At 39.1% G+C, this 19,442-nt stretch carries 11 protein-coding genes; all 11 read right to left on the bottom strand.

Translation table 11 applies throughout. The annotated features are described in order from the left end of the window. Positions 1–37 precede the first annotated feature (37 nt). Entirely contained in the window at positions 38–1,465 is a 1,428-nt protein-coding gene (locus tag ACYVHJ_RS23220) for a BNR-4 repeat-containing protein (RefSeq protein ID WP_460519944.1), read from the bottom strand. A 322-nt stretch (positions 1,466–1,787) separates the two neighbouring features. Beyond that, the gene (locus ACYVHJ_RS23215; protein ID WP_339905217.1) at positions 1,788–2,165 is read right to left on the bottom strand and encodes a response regulator; all 378 of its coding nucleotides are present in this window, start codon (positions 2,163–2,165) and stop codon (positions 1,788–1,790) included. Positions 2,166–2,673: 508 nt separating this feature from the next. Continuing rightward, positions 2,674–4,089, bottom strand: coding sequence for an enolase C-terminal domain-like protein (locus ACYVHJ_RS23210; RefSeq protein ID WP_460519940.1), 1,416 nt, complete (start codon positions 4,087–4,089; stop codon positions 2,674–2,676). A 9-nt stretch (positions 4,090–4,098) separates the two neighbouring features. Then, positions 4,099–6,477, bottom strand: coding sequence for a c-type cytochrome (locus ACYVHJ_RS23205; RefSeq protein WP_460519937.1), 2,379 nt, complete (start codon positions 6,475–6,477; stop codon positions 4,099–4,101). A gap of 12 nt (positions 6,478–6,489) precedes the next feature. After that, positions 6,490–7,935, bottom strand: coding sequence for a sulfatase family protein (locus ACYVHJ_RS23200; RefSeq protein ID WP_460519934.1), 1,446 nt, complete (start codon positions 7,933–7,935; stop codon positions 6,490–6,492). Then, the gene (locus tag ACYVHJ_RS23195; RefSeq protein ID WP_460519931.1) at positions 7,935–9,500 is read right to left on the bottom strand and encodes a sulfatase family protein; all 1,566 of its coding nucleotides are present in this window, start codon (positions 9,498–9,500) and stop codon (positions 7,935–7,937) included. Before ACYVHJ_RS23195 ends, ACYVHJ_RS23200 begins: the two co-directional genes overlap by 1 nt. Before the next feature lie 22 nt (positions 9,501–9,522). Further along, positions 9,523–10,656 carry a formylglycine-generating enzyme family protein gene (locus tag ACYVHJ_RS23190; RefSeq protein WP_460519928.1) on the bottom strand — a complete coding sequence of 378 codons (1,134 nt, stop codon included), beginning with the start codon at positions 10,654–10,656 and terminating at the stop codon, positions 9,523–9,525. Positions 10,657–10,764: 108 nt separating this feature from the next. Continuing rightward, positions 10,765–12,660 carry a sulfatase family protein gene (locus ACYVHJ_RS23185; RefSeq protein WP_460519925.1) on the bottom strand — a complete coding sequence of 632 codons (1,896 nt, stop codon included), beginning with the start codon at positions 12,658–12,660 and terminating at the stop codon, positions 10,765–10,767. A gap of 7 nt (positions 12,661–12,667) precedes the next feature. Continuing rightward, positions 12,668–14,389: a hypothetical protein gene (locus ACYVHJ_RS23180; RefSeq protein ID WP_460519922.1), complete on the bottom strand. Its 1,722-nt coding sequence runs from the start codon at positions 14,387–14,389 to the stop codon at positions 12,668–12,670. 110 nt (positions 14,390–14,499) lie between these two features. After that, on the bottom strand, positions 14,500–16,698 hold the full coding sequence (locus tag ACYVHJ_RS23175) for a B12-binding domain-containing radical SAM protein (protein ID WP_460519919.1): 2,199 nt from the start codon (positions 16,696–16,698) through the stop codon (positions 14,500–14,502). Positions 16,699–16,740: 42 nt separating this feature from the next. Beyond that, a complete protein-coding gene (locus tag ACYVHJ_RS23170) occupies positions 16,741–19,401 on the bottom strand; it encodes a DUF5686 family protein (protein WP_460519916.1) in 2,661 nt (886 codons plus the stop codon). Positions 19,402–19,442: the final 41 nt, after the last annotated feature.

Here is a 19,442-nt window from a genome sequence, read left to right as displayed (position 1 = left end):
CGGACTTCTTTTATTCTTATACCTTTTTAAAAGCTGGCTAAAACCACCGGCTAAAAATACCTGACCTTAGCCGTTTCGGTTTAACTTGGTCAGCTTTCATCTCATAAGGAAGTTGCCAGACCTTACCTTTGCTGTCACCAAAATACATTTGACTTTTGCTAAAATCATTGGGGTCACCATCTGCCCAAAAGTATAAAAATGGATCTGTTCCTTTTTCCACCCTTCGGATATAATTATGGTTTCGCTTACTTCCTTTGGTTAGTTTTTTGGTTTTGCTCCAGGTCTTTCCTTTATCAGCACTTTTCCACATTTCTACTTCTCCTCCTGCCCCATAAATTTGAGGTGAATCGTTGGTTGGTCCAATGACCATCCAATTATCCCCACCAATCCACAAGCTCCCCATATCATAATTTTGATCAGATTGGGTAATGATATGGTCCTGCCATTCTTTACCGTCCCAATGTACCACATGCCAATTTCTAGGGCCGTATTTTGGACCCGGTTGATGCCCTTGACCTTCTACGTAGAGGGCTATAGGGTTTCCACTGGAGTCAAAATTCACATCCTTTAGATAAACATTTCTTTTTTGACTAAAATACTCTTTGACCAGGCCTGAGGAAGCAATATCTGTTACCGGAAGGCTTACCACGTTACCCTGTATATCTGTCCAGGTTTTTCCAAAATCTTCGGTTTGAAAATAATACAGGTTGGTTCTCAAATCCACATTTCCATTGGGATGCCAGTTACAGAAAAAAACAATTTTTTCTCCATGCTTCCCGGAAATTTGGTAGTGGCCACTGTTTTTATCCTCAGGTCTTTTAATGCCTACTAGCTGCTTATCTTTCGTCCAATTATCACCATCCCTACTCGTTTCAAAATACAGTTGTCGCACACCGGTATACTTGGTAAACAAATTGAGGAAACCTTTACCCGCAATGTATTTTGGCTGGGGATAGGTCATTTCTTCTTCTGAAATTTGCTCAAAGGAGTCCGTGCTGTAAGGCAATGTACTTTTATATTTAAAGCCCATTCTTTTCCTTCCTCTTCCGCTTACAAAAACCCATATATAACCTTGCTCGTCTATCGCTAAACTGGGATTGTCATGGGGGTCATCCACGCCTAATTTATCGTAGACAATGACAGGTTTTGAAACCATTCCGGTGTTGTGGTCAAATTCTCCTATCATGCATAACAGGTACTTTTCATCTTCACTCCTGGTACCACCGTATACGAAAAAGGTACGGTTTACTTCCGGTGAGTAGATGGCAAGAGGGATATGCTTGGCTGTATAAGTACCAAGTCCTCCTGAATATTTGTCTCCAAATTCAGACTTTTGTCCGAGTGTAAACCAAATTCCTTTATACCCATTCACAGAAGGATATTTCTCTTGTGCGAACAGGCTGGTGCCGGTAAAACAAAAACACACCAACAAACTTAAAACTAATAGGTTACGTGAAATCTTCATAGGGTTCGATTTTAACGACCCAAACATATGCATAATAAGGAGAGAAAGAAAGCAAAATTATAGGTTCACAAATTTCTTTTGTTTTAAATTTCTCCTATATCGTTTGATCAATCTATCAATTCCTGTTCACTCAATGCCATTAAATCATTGAATCTATTTACCTGTACTACGCAAACTAAAAATACTAGACAAAATAATATGCTATAAAACGAGAAAAATAATACGTTAAGTGAACCCAATAAATTTAAAAAAATAATTATATAAAAAGTACAAAGCTTATTACAACTCAACCCTACAACTTTTCCCGGTTTGGCCTGAATAATTATAGGCCATAGTTTACTTTCAAATTTACAAAATCTTGTAAACTGAATGGTTTTACCCAAAAATCAACAATCCTATCATAAGTTTTGGCTTTAAGCCGATCAGCATCTTCAATGGAAGAGGTGATTATAATAACTTTCAATTCTAAGCCTTTGTTGTTTTTTTCAAACTCATCTAAAACTTCCCACCCTGACAATCCGGGCATATTAATATCCAAAAACATTAGATATTTATTTTCATTACCTTTATCGGTCAAAAAGGACAAAGCTTCTTCACCATTATTGAATGAAATAATTTGATGAGAAATGCCTGCTTTCTGCATCAATTTCTTTTGTAACAAAATAACGATTGGGTCATCGTCTACCAATACTATTTCCACATTCTACTTATTTACTTGAAACTACTCAAATTTTATACCCAAATTCAACTTAAACAACCGAACTAAAACTAGGACTAGTTCAGGTCATTTATTTTATATGCACTTTTGTATATTTAAAATACATTTTTTCAAATGTAAATCAACTTTGATGAATTAAAAAAATAATCCAGTCTTTTTTTCTTAAAATTATACCTATTCCTAGTTATGTAATAAAAAATATCTAATCAGTTATAAATTTAGATGGTATGAATAAAAAAAAAGCTCAATTACAATTAATGTAAATGCTAGGCAAGTTTTAAAACTTATTAGCCATTTTAAATATTTCCTCAAGTAACAAATTTGGTTATAAGGCAGGAACAACAAAAAAATGTAAAAAAAATATTTCAAAGCATAAAATTAGGGTAACACCGCACCTATTCTACAGCATTACCCTAAAAATCATATCAAAACGCAGTTGAAAATCGAAAGTAAAGAATCCTTCAATACATCTTATTTTGTGGTAAATAAATCAATGGTCAAACATTCGTTCATAATGTGGAACTGGTGCCAGTATGCCCCCACTCTTTTCATAAAAATCCTTACCGGTTGGGTAAACCCCATTTTTGGTTTTCACCCATTCCTCATTGGCCATTGGATGATAACTTACCATTTTATCCCAATTCTTATAATATTGATGACCATTCGTTTCCTGTAAACCTAGTGGCATATCCGGAAATGAATGTAATCTAGCTGCTACATTCTTATTCCAATCCACCAAAATTGGGTTAACGGTAAGGTCTGCACAAAAACAAGGCACGTTTTTTTCGTAAGCCGCCTGTGCAATTTTCATGGTCATGCTCATGGTTTTGGCAATGGCTTTTAGTGCGATAGCAGAATAACCTTGCTCAATTCTTTCCAAGGCATCTTCTACGGTATGGGCACTTTCATCTGCGGCAATCCTTACCCCTAAGTCGCCCACAAAGACCTTGTTTTTTTCTCCAAAAGGCTCTTCAATGACAGCAATTTGGTCAAAAGCCCCAATCTTTTTGGCATGGTCAAGAAAACGCTCCAAGGTTTCTTTCTTTTCATACCTTTCATTAACATCGAAATAATAAGGTATTTTACCATTTTTTGTATAGGGGGTTTCCCGGTCACCTAAAGTTTTGTGAACCGCTGTCAAAAATTCAATATCCTTGGCAAGCATTTCCTTTTGTGTACCGGCTGCTCCAGTTTTCAATTTCATTATAAAATGCCCCTCGTCTGCAGCAGCCTTTATGTCTTTTATGGAAGCCCCCACACTAAAAGAAGGAATACTGGCTACCTTATCATGTTTTTGAGATAGACCGGGGCGATAAGCCTCGGGAATCATCTCATCAAAGTTTTTCATGCCATTTTCTTCTTGATACAATAGCCAAGCCGCATTGTCTACAGGTACCAATGAATTTAAGGCAAAGGTGGTTTTAAGGTCCGGGTTTCCGGTAATCTTCTGCCCATAGGCATACACCTCCGGTAAAACCTCGTCAAGTAAAGTAATGGGATCTACAAAGCTATTGCCCTTAATTATTTGTAAGGCCCGCTCAGTCATTGCATACATCAATGCGTTCCCGCCGGTCGTAGAATGATTTTGGAACACTTTCTTGTCTGACCATAGGGTTCCTTGCGTACCAATTCCTATTTTATGTATTCCACTTTCCGACTGCATCAAGGCAACGGCCTGCCAAGCTTGCGTAATGGCACTGCCTTTAAACCGGTATGGATATAGAGGTTCTCTCTCGAAATTTGAATCAGTATGGGTAATTTTTATATTTCTCATCTTTCTACTTATTTTCTCAGATTTACCAAAACCAAAGGAAGGGCTGATACCTAATCCACCGGCTGCCAAAGCAACGGTAGACCTACTTAAAAACGCTCTTCTGCTAAATCCAGTATTGTCTTTCTTTTCCATGGGAATTTGTTAATTAGGGATTTTATTAAGGGTGTACCAAGCCTCTGAAGACCACAATTTATTGCCATTTTTACTTTTTAAGTCAAATGGTAAATTAAAATAGACCACATGGTTTTCTTTCAACTCATCAATTTTCAGTTCTATTTTCATACCATCATCGGAAACCAAAAACTCTCGGACTTTCAATGCTTCCAAATCCAGTTTTGGGCCTCCATAGGCAGCAGTGGCTTCGTACCTATATTGTTGGATAACCATTTTATCTGAAACAGCATTCAAATTTTCCGGATCCAAAGCTTCGGTAAATTCAATTTCAAACCCATCAGATTTGGCTTTAATGGACAACATTTCAAAAGTACTTTTACCATTGTATTGAATCTTCTCCAATCCATATTGATTTTCTTTCCAGCTCCAGCCTCCTACCATTCCCACTTCACCAACATACAAAGCACCATCAGGCCCCCAAACGAGTCGATTAACACCTGCACTAAAACCTTGAGAAAACCTAAATACCGCACCTTGATATTGACCTTTAATTTTTTCCAAAAAGTCTCGTTTGACCCCCCCGTTACTTACATCACCATGCAACATTTGCCCTTTATAGGGTCCATCACGCATTAGAATCGGCTCAGAAGGGGAATTCCCTATTTCCTTGTCGGGCAACCAAATGGCTGGGGGGCTGGCTTTGGGAGGGTTTTGCTCTTCTTCCTCGCTCAAACCCCAAGCCATTCCGTTGTAATTGCCTTTTTGAACATGAATTAATTTATTCGCCGGCAACCATTGCCCTTGGTTATCTGTAAGGAACAATTGATTATCCACCCCGATACCAATTCCATTAGGCGTTCTTAAACCATAATCCAATCTTTCAATGCTTCCATCTTTACTGATTTTCAATGTTCTTCCCCGGTCCGGCAATTGCCTTTCTGTGGAAAGTAGTCGCATGGCCATTGATAAAGTAATATAGAAATGCTCGTCCTGATATACTAGGCCAAAAGCAAATTCATGGAAGTCGTCTGAAACTCCCCATCCATCGCATATTACCTTATATTCATCCATTACACCATCTCCATCGTGGTCAATCAACTTGGTAAGTTCATGCTTTTGAAGCACAAAGATATCTCCATCCACCACCTCCATACCTAAAGGCTCTGCTAAGCCTGAAGCAATCCGTTGGATTTTAACTTTTTTGGGATCTGCTCCTGTCACCCCTTCCAAGGCATAAATCCCTCCAATAGAATCCCAAGTACTTACGAGAAGCCTGCCGTCCGGTAAAAAAGCCAAACCTCCTACACGGGGTTTAAAATTCTCATTATGCAAAACAGTCAAATCATAACTTGGATGAACTCCTTCCAAAGGTGCTCCGAAGCCGGGTTTTAACGGAACGGGATCTTCCTTAACCTTGGCTACTTTTTTTGCCTTTGTATCTTTATTTTTTGTGCCAATCTTTTCATCTTTTGGACGAAATGTGAACACATAATCTAGAATAGTTTTTATTTCTTTCTCTTTTAAATCCGGATGGGGATTCATAGGGGTGTTTCCCCAAACACCCGATCCTCCATTGATTATTTTATTGGTAAGCAGACTGATATTGGTAGCGCTTTTATCATACTTGGTGGCTATTTGTTTGAAGGATGGACCCACCATTGCATGCTCTTCTTCATGACAAGTATAACAATCACTGTTTTCCATCCATAAAATCCCCAAGTGATCGTACCCTTCGGCTATGGCGGGTTTTTCCTGTTTGGGAATAGGCTGGAAATGATCCATAATTTTCCCTTTCTCAGTTATTGAAATAAATTTTTCAGCATTTGATTCTTGATGTAAAATAACTTCCAGATCATCTGATTTTTCATGGATGGTAAACTTTCGTTTAAATTCGATTGAGCCATCTTCAGCCAGACTAAATTCAGGCTGTTCCTCCACAGAAATTGACTCCTCATTCGGCATTACCAGTTTGAAGTTTAAGGTAATTTGCTCATTTAATTTTACATACCCCTTATACTCCACTTTTACGGGTATCATCTGACCGTTATTTTTCACCTTCCATTGATTGAAGAGTTTACCCTCTTCAAAGTAAGGCATTCCCCAGCTGGTTGGCTGAATATTTTTTTTATTTGTAAATACAGTTCCTTCTTTGGTAACCCCTCCATTCCAAACCTTGTATAACTCTCCTTTTTCAAGGTCATATGCAGCAAAATTTACGCTATCGAAAGCCAGGGTAAGCATTCGGGGCTTTTTATCCAGTACAGAACGAAATGCCCAGGGATCCATGGTACGTATTTTTGCTTCGGATTTGGGTTCTTTACATGAGGTGCTAACCAAAGCAGAAACAAATAATAGCAAAGGCAACAATGCCTTCTTACAATTTAGTATAGATGGTTTTATGTACATTTTTGTATTTTACTAAAATGGTCCTTTGTCTGTAGTAGTTAGTGCATTGCGACCTCCCGGCATTTCACCTCTTTCCCTTGTGATGTCAAGTGCTTTTCCGGTTTCTATGTCGTACCAATCTTGGGTTAGATTTTGGGGAACAGAATCATCTGTTTCAATGGACCATACCTCCAGTGCTTTCCTCAATTGCTCCAGTGCCTTATTTTCACCGGTAGGTGTAGCCCTGTTCAATAATTGAAACGCATCATCATCTATTCTATAGAATTCTTCAAATGGGCGTGGTGACACAAAAATATCAGCTTGCGCAGGGTTTAATTTACCCTGATCCCTTAGCTTTTTGAGGTCGGCATAGGAATCACTGGAATTGGAATCTGCAGGTCCGGGATTGGCATATTGAGACCGGTTATTTTTGATATACAAATAATCTTTGGTCCGGACCATTCTTTCATGCGCTTCCTGATCATGCCAGTTGTGCTCGGCAAAAACATAATTTCTGAAAGGCATGTGAGGGTTTTTTAACACCGTTAAAAAGCTTTTCCCTTGAAAATTATCAGGAATTTTTACACCTGCTAATTGTAAGAAAGTAGGGGCAAGGTCTATACTACTTACTAGCGCATCTACTACAAGACCAGCCTTTAACCCCTTGGGCCATTTAACCAATAAAGGAGATTTAATACCTGAATCTATAAGTCTTGTTTTACTTCTTGGAAAAGGTCTTCCATTGTCTGACAGAATAAATATAATGGTATTATCCAATTGTCCTTGTCGCTCCAACTCTTCTTCTACCAATCCTATATAATGATCAAACCTCGTTATCTCATCATAATAATTGGCCAAATCTTGCTTGGTGGCCTTTCCATTCGCTAAATAAGGTGGAACTTCAACATCTTCCGGTTTATGCGCTCCTGAGAAATCATTTTCAGCCCAAGGTCTGTGAGCATCCAAGGCTGCCAACCAAAGAAAAAATGGTTTGTCTTTAGGTCTTTCTTTTAAAAGAGGAACCCAATAATCTTCTCCCCCTTGCCCTATTTGAGGCTGTTTATCATAAATAAGATCAAAACCTTTACGGGGAACCGGGCCCATATGCCATTTCCCTGATTGGCCGGTAAAATATCCTGAGGCTTTAAGTAATTCAGGGAAGGTAAGGATTTGCTCAGGCATGGCTGTATGCAATTCCGCTGCTCCGGTATTGTGTGGGTACCTACCTGAGATAATACTACTCCTGCTAGGACTGCATGAACTGGTAGTTAGAAAGAAATTGGAAAATTTAATTCCTTCAGTAGCGATTCTATCAGTTACCGGGGTGACAGCAATCTTGTTGCCATAGCTACCCAAATCCTCATAACCAATATCATCAGCAATAATCATGATAATATTGGGACGATTATCTTGGGCATAAATGAAAGAATTGGCAGTAAATAAAGCCAATAGTACAAAAATGAAGCTAATTGATTTCATTATTTCTCTTTAAAATCCTTTTCAAAATCACTATCGTTTACCCATCCGGTTTTAAAAGGTTCTCCTTTCATAAAGCGATTGTAAAAGTCTCGTTGGCTTTTTTGCGCATACTCATAATTATCGAAAACAGCCCCATTTCCTAAGATCCTTGGATCTTCTTGAGCTTTTAATTGCTTGAACAGCTCCTCTTTCAATCTTTCTTTTATATTTTGGTATTCCGGATGCAAGGCAAGGTTATTCAAGCCATAGGGATCTTTTTTTCTATCATAGAGCTCTTCTGAGGGTCTTTTTCCAAAGGAAAGGTTCCAATACTTGTATTCTCCGTCAACTCTTCTCTGATTAAGAATTACAGTTTTGGTAGGGCTTCCATCCGTATTAAGGTAACCCGTTTCAGGGTTTCCAGCCGGCCATCTATCGGTTTCAAAATTATGGATGTAGGTATATTCTTCATTGACAATCCCTCGAATCGGATAACCTTGATCGTCCGGTCTGCCAATATCATGTCTTTCCTTTCCTATTAAAACTGCATTTCTACCGGGGTCGGTTTTGCCTCCTTGTTCAGTTTCAAAAATGGGTAAAAGGCTTTCTCCCGTAAAAGGAGCCATACCTGAACTGTCAAAGTTAACATTCCCCACTTCAAGAAAAGTCGGAGAAAAATCCAGAAAACTCACAAAATCATCTATAACCCTCCCCGGGCTATTAATTCCTTCACCCCACCTAATGGCCAGAGGCAGATGGTTTGAATATTCATAGCCTTGGCCTTTAACCCTAGGAAAAGGCATACCATTGTCTGCCGTCACTACAATCAAGGTATTTTCTAGAATCCCTCTCTCTTCAAGCGTGGCCAACATTTTCACCAAATGTTGGTCAAAATATTCTGTTTCATAAGCATAGTCCAAAAGATCATTTCTGATGGAATCCGTATCCGGCCAAAACGGAGGGACCTTATCTATCATATCAACGGTTTTCCCTCCTAGTGCAGCACCTGTTCCGTAACTGTAAGCCCTATGAGGTTCAAATGAGCCATACCAAAAATAAAATGGTTCATCTTCCGGTTTTTCATCCAAAAACAATTCGAAATTTGCAGCGTAATCAATTGGACTAATATAGGGTGTTGGCGCTTCCATTTTGATGTCACTGTACCTTTTTCCGGTCAGCTCTCTTTGGCCTGCGTCTCCTGGAGCCCAACCCTTTCCTGTATAACCAGTAAAATAACCATTGCTACCCAAGACTTCGACGTGTGACAAAAATTTCTCAGGGAAAAAAGGAACATGATTCGCCGCCTCTTCCAACTGCCAGGAGTTTCTGCCTGTGATAATAATTGACCGTGAAGGAGAACATTTTGCATTGGGAGTATAAGCCCTTGTAAACAATAAGCCTTCCTTTGCTACCCTGTCAAAACCGGGTGTTTTGATCCAATCTGTACCGTAAGCACCGGTATGTGGATAAGACAAATCATCTGCTATAACAAATAAGATATTAGGAACAGGTTTTTCTTCTTCTTGCTGTTGGCAAGAAAAAAAACAAGTACAAATAAATACCACTATCAAAGACCTAATACTCATATGTATAGACATATTTTTTTATTTATTTTGAGGAAACACACCTAAAACCGGTATGTTCTAAACCTGTATCTGCTGAAGATTTCATTTTACCGCTCACTCTATAGCCCTCGCAATAGGATACATTGCATAAAAAAGAACCACCTTTAACCACCTTCTTAGGAACCGTAGGCTCTTGTGGGTCATAACTGTCTTTGGGCCCCTGAGGATTTACAGCTACTTCATCAGAAATTTTTTCATAATAGTCTTCTCTGTACCAGTCGTTGGTCCATTCCCATACATTTCCCGCCATATCATACAAACCATATCCATTAGGCCCAAAAGATTTTACAGGAGCCAATCCTTGAAAACCATCTTCAGCCTTGTCAGTCACAGGAAAATCTCCTTGCCATATATTGGCCATAAAACCATTTTTTTCTACCGGATCATTTCCCCAAGGAAAGGATTTGTCTTCCAATCCTCCTTTGGCAGCATACTCCCATTCTGCCTCAGTTGGCAATCTTTTACCGGCCCATTTTGCATAAGCTACTGCATCATCCCAAGCAACATGTACCACCGGGTAATTTTCTTTTCCTTCTATACTACTTCCCGGTCCTTGAGGCATTCTCCAGTTGGCACCTGGGGTCCATTCCCACCATTGGGCGGCATTATTTAGTGGAACCGGTTGATTGGGAGAATGAAATGTCAAAGAGGCCGCTACCAGGACTTCATCCGGCGGTTTTGGCGTACCCGGAGGCAATTGTTTTTTAATTTCTTCCCAATCAGGCTTCTTCTCAGCAATGGTCACATAACCGGTGGCTGCTACAAAAGCAGCAAATTGGGCATTGGTTACTTCTGTCTCATCTATCCAGAAGCCATCTACCTTGGCCTTATGAGCGGGCAATTCATCCCTTCTCCCTCGGTCATCTGTAGAACCTCTGGTGAATTCTCCTCCCTCAATCCAGACCATGCCTTCATGAGATATGGGCTCCTCTCGCTCTTCTATACCTTCAGCAGGCTTCGTTCCTGAGGTACTAAACCTATCCGGAATATTTTCATGACATGAAGCAATTTCAACAACTTCCTCTTCAACTACTTCTTTGTTGTTGGAGGAAGTACACGCATATTGACTTAAGATCACTAGTCCAATTAAGGACATAAATTTTAATCGGTTGAACATTTTTTGGTAATTAAATTAAATCAACTTACAATTTAAAGAAGTTAGGTACAAACACCTATTCTTGGTCATAAAATTTGATGAATGCACTATTTATCATTTAGAAAGTGATCACCATGTTCCATCAAGGTATTTTAGCCTACGAATGACCTCATCATTTTCCACTTTAAGCTGCAAGTTATCTACATTAAAGTTGGTTCCATAAGGGGTATGGTCCTTAAAATACACCAAGGTATTCAAGGCAATCAAATTGGCTACCGGATCCTTTGATTGATTTAACCATTTGATCAATTCCGGCATGGGATTATTTGCTCCAACCCTGCCCGAAAGGGTAATGGCACTTAATTGGACGATGGGAACAGTTTCGCTTTCATAATTAGGAAACTTATGGTAATCCGGTTTTACTTTTTCTCCAAAGGTGCCTGCCACTGTATAAGCCCAATACCTTTCCATTTCATCTCCATGCATAATCGTTTCTAGGACCCGATCTTTTACTTTAGCCCAATCCGCTGTGGCCCAATTGGCTATTTTAATAAGCTGCTTGATTTTTTTATGTTGCTTTATTCCAAAGTCAACAGGGTTATTCAAAGCACGATTCACCAAAACATTTTCAGGAAAAAAACCAAGGTCATTTTTTTCCATCATCCATGTATTGAGTCGTTCTCGGAGTTCTTTTAAAATTCCCTTCTCCTCTCCGGCCAAATTATTGATTTCATAAGGATCGTCTTCCAAATTGTACAATCTCTCTACCGGTTTTTCCATAAAAAATGCAGCCTGTTCAGTATTCAATTGTCCCTCTTTATAAAGCTCTCTCCAAGAGGCAAAGGCCATCATTTTATAGCGATAATTGTTTTGCAAACCATCCGGGAAATAAGGCTGATAACTACGAATATATTTCCATTTACCCTTTCTAATGGATCGAAGCATTTCATATTTCTCATCAAAGCGATCTGCATGACCATAGGTCTCGTCTCTGCTTTCTAAGGAGGCTTTCTTTAGCCCTGACCCCAGAAAAGGATTTCCATCCATTTGTTTCGGAACTTCTAAACCTGCTAAATGTAAAACCGTAGGTGCAAAGTCAATGAAACTTACAAAGGCTTGAGGCCTTTCCATTGGTTTATAGGGAGACAGGTGCTTGTAATTTTCTGGTATCCGAACAACCAAAGGAACATTTAAACCTGTTTCAAATAAATAGCCTTTACTTCCCGGCAAAACGCCACCATGATCACCAAAATAGAAGACAAAAGTATTATCAAGCTCCCCGGAATCAGCCAATTCCTTCAATTTCTTTCCTACCCAGGCATCAATTTCTCTGATTTTATCTCTATGATAAGCAACTGTATACCTGAACAAGGGAGTATCAGGAAATTGGGGGAAAAGAAATACTTGAGCAGGATTATCAGAAACTTTATAATTTGCCATTACATCATTTGAAAAATGTAGCCGGCTTTCATGGCTTTCATGAAAGGTTTCTTGATGAAAAAAGGGTTGGTTTTTGTTGGGTCTATTTTGCCAAGCTGCTTTATTGGAGGAATTATCCCATACATTGTCCTTTTCTACCGCATTGTAATCTTTCTTGTAATTATTAGTCGTATAATACCCAGCCTTTCTAAGATAAGCCGGAAACATTTCCAGCCCTTCTGGCATGGGCGCAGTCTTTATTTTCCTGTGCAGATACATCCCGGTCCTTGTGGTGAGGGTTCCTGTGATAAGCGTGCTTCTCGCTACTGAACAAACAGGGGCATTCGAAAATGCATTGGGATAAAGAAGACCTGATTGAAGCATTTTCTCAATATTGGGTGTTTCCACCCCATTGGGATCAAAAAGCTTCATAAAGTGCTTGGAATTGTCTTCAGAAATAAGAAAGACAAAATTAGGTTTAGCTTTATTTGCCTTTGATTGACCAAAGGCATCGCCGGAAAAACTTAACATAAAAACAAACCAGCCTATCAAAAATAGGCAGGGGAAGAAAGTTTTTACCTTAAAACGATTCAGTATAATCATCATAAAGGAATTAAGAGATTTTTATGGAATGGTGAAAAGGAGTAGTGCCCGTCAGAAAGGCCGTTGGTGCATCCATTTTAGGCAAAGCACCCCTTATGGCTACCCATTTGTGCCTGTATAAACCCGGCCCAAAATTTATAGAGGAGCCATTGCCGGTGTATTTACCCATTCCTTCTTTTAAAAATACCGTCTCTTCCATTCCTTCATGGGGAACAGTACCTGAAAAAGATCCTCCGGGTCTAAATATTAACTCAAGCGCAACCGGAACATTGTCTGTCCCTGTAATCGAAATATCAATCGAAAATCCATCACCCTCCTCCTGAATGGTTACGGTACTGTAAAGCTTTTGAATTTCTGATTGTTGACGTTGACTTCTGGGCATTTTGGCCCATACCCCATCACCTGGAATGGTTTCTTTAGGAAAAGGCTGATAATAAGGCCCTGTCAATTCACTTGAAAGAATGTATTTGCCATTTTCTACCTTATAGGAATCCGCAGAAAATTGACCTTTCCCAAAGAAAGCACTGGCAAACCTCATTCCTTGTAGGGCCAATTCTTTTTTATGAAAAGTAAAGAAAACGGTACTATCAGAAAGTATAGATGCGTCATAATTCCCCCTTCTCACCCTTATTAAATTTGAATTCCGAAATTCTTTGGTATAATTGACCGGCAATGCTTTTGAAGCAGGCAATTCCTCCCAAAGAGAGGGGTCCTCTAGGAAATAATATAGAAAACCGGTTGTTTTTCTGAAACAAGTTTCTTCAATTAACTTACAAGCAGCAGCAAATTGCCCCTCTCCCGTCTTTAGGGCCATATAGCGGAAAGGATAATAATAATTTTCTAAGGTGCCTATTCGAGAGTTGTCCTGTCTTCCGGATGCTTCCGTTACAATTTCCCCATTGGGATGCAAGTAATATAGGTTCATTTTAAGATTTTTCGTTACATATTCCAGCAATTCAGGCTTATTGAATCCTCTTGCAATACTAATCAGTACCCTATCACTCAAAGAAGAGTATATATAACTACTTTTTTCTTCAAATTGCCCATCTTCATCCAAATCAATTTGCTCTGAGAGCCATTCTTCAGCCCTTGATTGATAGGCTTCATCAGGCTTGATTTTATAGAGTTCGGCCAGTGCCGAGCTAACCACCCATCTGTGGTTGGGTGTATGAATACCTCCTATTTTCAAGGCTTCCCCTGCATTGACCAAAAATTGTTTAAGGGGAGCTAAAATCAATTGTTTTTGGGACACTTCTGATTGATCCAAGAGACGCCAAACCGGAGCCAACCATTTTACGATAAATCCTGTATCCGGAGTGGAATGGAAGTTGGTAGAGACCAAATCAATTGTGCCATCCTCATTTTGAAGGCTTAGAATAAAATCACTAGATAAAGCCAATTTCTCCCTTAACTTCTGATCATTATAAAATTCTGATTCGGGACTTACCAAGGCACAAATCCCCGTTTTTAAGAAAGAAGTTATGGAATGAGCAGTAGCCATTTCGTTTCCATCCAATACCGCTCCATAGTTGACAGCATCCTTGTTCGCCACATACCTGAGAAGGATATTATTCAGCGACAAATCATTATTAGAAATCATTTGTACTAACCACTCAGGTTTATTGATTTCTATATTATTGTTGGAAGATTCAAAAGAGGCAATTGGCAAGCTGGCAAATGGAGCAAAAAGGGTAAATGTTCCATTTTTTTTGATGAAAGCTCTACGCTTCATAAAGTGTCTTGGATTTAGTTTATTTTGGGATTTTATAAAAGCTAAATATACAATTTTTTTAAGATTGAAAAAGCAATACTAAAACTTAATCAAAAAGTTAAATCCCTCTTTTAGAGGATCAACAATCCACAAGCATTTAGTTCTTCTTTCATGGCCAAGTTGAAAAATTTGTCAAAATTTCCACACGCCTCTTCAAAGCTTGATTTAAAAGCAATATAGGAAAGAGGCCTAGAAGATGCTTTCATCTCCTCCAGTGTATGCAACAACCAATCCGCATGATCTTTTGTTAAGGTAAGGTCGACTATGGCTGTAGGCGTATGAAAGGTCAATAAAACCCTAGGGAAAGATTTCTTTTTTTTGCGAATGACTTTCTCTGTCACAATGGGTGCACTTCCTATCCAAACGACCTTAGCGGTATCTTTAGGGGCTTTATGGTTTTCCTTCTCAAGGCATGAAGCAATATAATCCGGCCCAATGGTTGGCCGTGGAATTTTAAATTCAAACCACTCTTGTAAAGGAAAGTCAAAACCTATACCGTGCATAAAGTTAAAAAGTGACTTCTTTAAGCCAAAGCTAAACTGAGAATGATCTACGCCGGTAGGGTCTGTAAATGCAATGTCATTGTTAGCAAAAGTGATCTTATTCTGCTGCGAAATAATTTGAAATTCTTCAGGAGCCAAACCAATAGGGCTATGAGCTGTCAGGGCAAATTGATGCCAAAATCCTGACCGCAATACACCTTCCTCAAACAACTGACGAACCATTTCAAGGCTGTCAATGGTTTCTTGGATGGTTTGGGTAGGATATCCATACATAAGGTAAGCATGCACCATGATTCCTGCCTCAGTAAAATTTCTGGTAACCATTGCCACTTGCTCCACAGTCACCCCTTTATCAATAAGCTTAAGCAGCCTGTCTGAAGCCACCTCTAAACCGCCCGATACAGCTATACATCCGGAAGCTGCCAAGAGTAAGCATAAGTCTAACGAAAAACTTTTCTCAAAACGAATATTTGTCCACCAGGTAAGACTGAGTTTGCGCTTGATAATTTCCAGAGCCAAGGCACGCATTAAGGACGGAGGTGCAGCTTCATCGACAAAATGAAACCCGCTCTCTCCGGTTTCTTTTATCAATTGCTCCATACGATCTACCAAAATACCTGCAGTAAGGGGCTCGTAAATTTTTATATAATCCAATGAAATGTCACAAAAAGTACATTTGCCCCAATAGCAACCATGAGCCATAGTTAATTTATTCCACCTTCCATCACTCCATAGACTATGCATGGGGTTGGCAATTTCTATGACAGAAATGTATTTATCCAGATTCAAATCGGAATAATCAGGGGTACCTAATTCATGCTGTTTGTAATCTGGTTCATTGGAATCATTCTTATATAAAACAGTTTCACCTGATCGAAAAAACGTTCGCTTTAATTTCGTATTTAAATCGAATAGCCATTGGTCTTTTTCGATTAGCTTCAATAAAATCTCTATTGGTTTTTCTCCGTCATCCAGGCAAATAAAATCGACAAAATCAAACACCCTTGGGTCAGAAACACTTCTCAATTCAGTATTCGGGAAGCCTCCTCCCATTACAATTTTCACCTGTGGGTAATGGTCTTTTATAAACTGACCACAGCGAAAGGCACTGTATAAATTTCCCGGAAAAGGTATTGATAGGCCCACCATTTTGGGTTGAATGGTTTTCATTTGATAAGCCAACAGCTTAATACTTATCAGATCAATATAAGTAAGTGGTATGCTTAACTTTTCGTAAAGTGCATCGAAACTGTTGGCACTCTTTCCTAGGGATTCTGCATACCTACTGAAGCCAAAATTTGCATCAACACATTCAATAATAAAGTCAGACAAGTCTTCCAAATAAAGGGTTGCCAGGTGTTTGGCCCTATCCTGCATTCCCATATTACCAAAGGCATAATCCAGGTCATCCAGTTGTTCAAATCTAGCGGCTTTAGGCAAAAAGTTGTCCGCACAAATTTTCCTGGCCAAAGTCGCATTTTTCCCCTGAAGGAAAAGTATTACCGCATCAATGGAAAGGATGTAAACTTCTTTTAGGGCAAATATTCTTCCTGCGTTTTCACTTCTGATCGTCTTATTTTGCTCCGCAAATAAAAATAGCTCTTCCAGTCCTTTTTTAGAAAAGATGGCCTGAATAACATCCATCCCCAAATCCATCTGAAAACTACTGATACCTTTGGTATTCAAAAAGCCTTTCAAATAGGCTGTCCCCGGATAAGGGGTATTTAACTGGGTAAATGGAGGAGTGATTAAGAGTAAATCTTTCAAAGAGTCTGAAGTTTGGCCAATACAAAAGTAAGTTAAAACCGCTTACTCGTCTATATTTATTGAAATAAAGGTGGCAATTCCAAACCTAAAGCCACCTGAGCTGTACTTTCCGTTTTCAAAACCTGCTCCCATCTCCAACCTAAACAATCTGAAAAGGTTATCTAAAGAGTAACCAAGCTCCCAATAGTGAGGCGAATTTTTTGTTTTCAAGTAGTTAAAGAACAGGTTTTCCCTAATTCCTGAAAACCGCAGCCCGGGTAATTGGGTGAAAATAAATTTTCTGAACTGGTAATGAACCAAGCCTCCAAAATACCGATCCATAGTACTAAAGGTATAATAATCCAGGAATCTATAGTTACTCGCGGCCCCCATATTACTAAAGACCGTTCTATTTCCACCAAAATGTTTGAAATCCATAAAATAGACTTTCTTCGCATTAAAAAATTCACCTGCAGTCAGATTAAATGCCAACTTACCACTTACCCCGAAAGGAATGGAATGTTTTATCCCAAATTCCACCTGTTGATATTTACTCACTTCAGCCCCTTTGAAAATGATAGGGACAGCTTGACTGTAGCTAAGCATTACTAAGGGAGCAGTAGCCATTAAGGGTGTTTTACGGTTATTTCTTACTTGATATTTTAGTCCCGGTCTCCAATCAACGCTCAAATCAAGCAATGCGGCTTGGTTGGAAACCAAAAATTGATCATTCAGGTCTTTTTGAAAAGGCTTATTGGAACCGTACGCTTTACCATTATTATTGAAAAAACTGTAATTGCTATGGTTGGTAAGTGGACTTCTATCTTCCAAGCTAATGCTTGCCCTATAGGTAAATTGATCTCCCATCCTTTGGGCCCAGAAAAACCTAGCAAATGCTTTTTCATATAATTTCATGTAATTCTCTCTGAAAAAAAGTGAATAAAGCGCATTTACCTGTTCACTAATAGGAGCTTCATCATTGTATTGGTAAATGAATTTTCCACCATCCACTCCCCAGGAATACCCTTCCCTTCCTTTGGTTACAGACCTGCGGAAGTTTAAAGTCATGTAGGCCTTTTTGCTAGCAAATCCATACCTAAACTCCGGCTTTATGTTCCATGAGCTTACCTCATTGGTCACACTATCCGCCATTTTGGTAATTTCCTCTTTTCTATAAAAACCGGAAAAACCCAATTTAAAGCCTTCCACAGTGTTGAAAGACATTTTTGTCCAATTGGTATAAAACCCCGCAGATTTACCCTTCCCAAAATGGTACCTTCCACCGGAAAAAATATCAAAAGGATTGAATTTCCTTTTGGCTTTTTGTGCGATACTATCTACCTCACTATTTTTAGCTTTGTCTATTAGCGCCAAACTATCATCCCTAACATAACCTAAAACTTCCTTTTTGGTCAGCGGTGTAGGTCGGATGCTGTCCCAATAAGCCATGCTTCTTTGGGTAGCCAGAGAATCAATCACTTGACTTCTTACCGAAACTATATCTTGCTCTTCTCGGGCTTTATCTTGCTCTTTTTCATAGGCAGTGATTAGTTTGCGGAATTGTTTTCTACTCAATTGCTCGGCTTCTTCCAATTGTATTAGTGGCGCATCTTTGTTGGCTAAGGTTTTGACCTTTTCAGGAATATCAGTGACATTTTCATCTAGGATTTCAGTGTCAAATTGAAGCTCCGGGTTGAGGGTCAACTCATAATCTCTCGTTGAAGCTAAATATTGAAACTCACCTTCAAAACCGAAAAATTTCCCTCCAAAAATATACGTATGAGTAATGGGCATCCATATCTTTTCCTTTATAGGGGCATATTGTTGGCGAACGCTGATATCAAAGCCCAATAGAGATGTTTTAAGATTCAAGCTATGAATGGACCACAAGTCCTCTACAATATAAATATAACCATCAAAGACCTTCTCTCCTTTAGACCGGGGAATGACCCTTATTTTATTGACAAGTACTTCATCTTCCAGAAAGGTGCCTTCCAAACGAAACCTATAGTACCCAAAAGCCGACCTTGCCAAGGGGGAAATGATATCATTTACCTTGTCATCGTAAAAACTAGCCCCAATATAGGGAGCAGGAGAAGTTTGGTTATTTTCACCACTTGTGCGAATGCTTATGACCTCTTCTTTGATTTCATTTGGTTGTTTAAAACTAACCTTAGAGACGGATTCAGAAGTATAGGCTTCATTTAAGCTAACACCTTCCTTGGCTAACTTTTTCTTAAGAAAGAATGGTGCATCGCTTAGTTCACCGGTACCTTTGATGTATACCATCATGGTATAAGCTTCTACTTGAAGTTTATGGTATTTGGCTTTAGCAATGGCTTTTCTGATCACTGTTAATGCAGGATCCTCAGCACCTTCTTTTACCTCTACCTCAGAAAGTCCATAAGTTTGCATTTCCAGACTAACATTCACTTCTATCCAATCATCCTTCACCTCTATCGCCTTTAATTGCGAAGTATAGCCCAAGTGCTGGAAGAGCACATCATAATGACCCTTGGGAAGATTCCATTCAAAATAGCCGTTTTGGTTCGTCGGAATTCCATCATTCAGGTTCCTGGCAAAGACAGTCGCAAAGGCCAAGGGTTTACCATCTTCTCCGGATACAAAACCTTTTATCCCTTGACCATACAAGGGAAATGAAACCAGACCAATCAGGGCAAACAATAAGCTTGTTTTACAAATGCTATTTAAAGTACCAATCATAGGTTTGTCAAAACACGCTTCAGAACCAATCATTTCACCTA

The sequence above is a fragment of the Cyclobacterium sediminis genome, from assembly GCF_054781075.1.
The sequence above is the reverse complement of the archived record's forward strand: the minus strand, read 5'-3'. Positions and strand labels throughout refer to the sequence as shown.

What these genes read in the sequence shown, in the direction of transcription:
- ACYVHJ_RS23205 (WP_460519937.1), bottom strand. Translation starts at nt 6,477, where the DNA reads ATGTACATAAAACCATCTATACTAAATTGTAAGAAGGCATTGTTGCCT.
- ACYVHJ_RS23210 (WP_460519940.1), bottom strand. Translation starts at nt 4,089, where the DNA reads ATGGAAAAGAAAGACAATACTGGATTTAGCAGAAGAGCGTTTTTAAGT.
- ACYVHJ_RS23180 (WP_460519922.1), bottom strand. Translation starts at nt 14,389, where the DNA reads ATGAAGCGTAGAGCTTTCATCAAAAAAAATGGAACATTTACCCTTTTT.
- ACYVHJ_RS23195 (WP_460519931.1), bottom strand. Translation starts at nt 9,500, where the DNA reads ATGAGTATTAGGTCTTTGATAGTGGTATTTATTTGTACTTGTTTTTTT.
- ACYVHJ_RS23200 (WP_460519934.1), bottom strand. Translation starts at nt 7,935, where the DNA reads ATGAAATCAATTAGCTTCATTTTTGTACTATTGGCTTTATTTACTGCC.
- ACYVHJ_RS23190 (WP_460519928.1), bottom strand. Translation starts at nt 10,656, where the DNA reads ATGTTCAACCGATTAAAATTTATGTCCTTAATTGGACTAGTGATCTTA.
- ACYVHJ_RS23185 (WP_460519925.1), bottom strand. Translation starts at nt 12,660, where the DNA reads ATGATGATTATACTGAATCGTTTTAAGGTAAAAACTTTCTTCCCCTGC.
- ACYVHJ_RS23170 (WP_460519916.1), bottom strand. Translation starts at nt 19,401, where the DNA reads ATGATTGGTACTTTAAATAGCATTTGTAAAACAAGCTTATTGTTTGCC.
- ACYVHJ_RS23220 (WP_460519944.1), bottom strand. Translation starts at nt 1,465, where the DNA reads ATGAAGATTTCACGTAACCTATTAGTTTTAAGTTTGTTGGTGTGTTTT.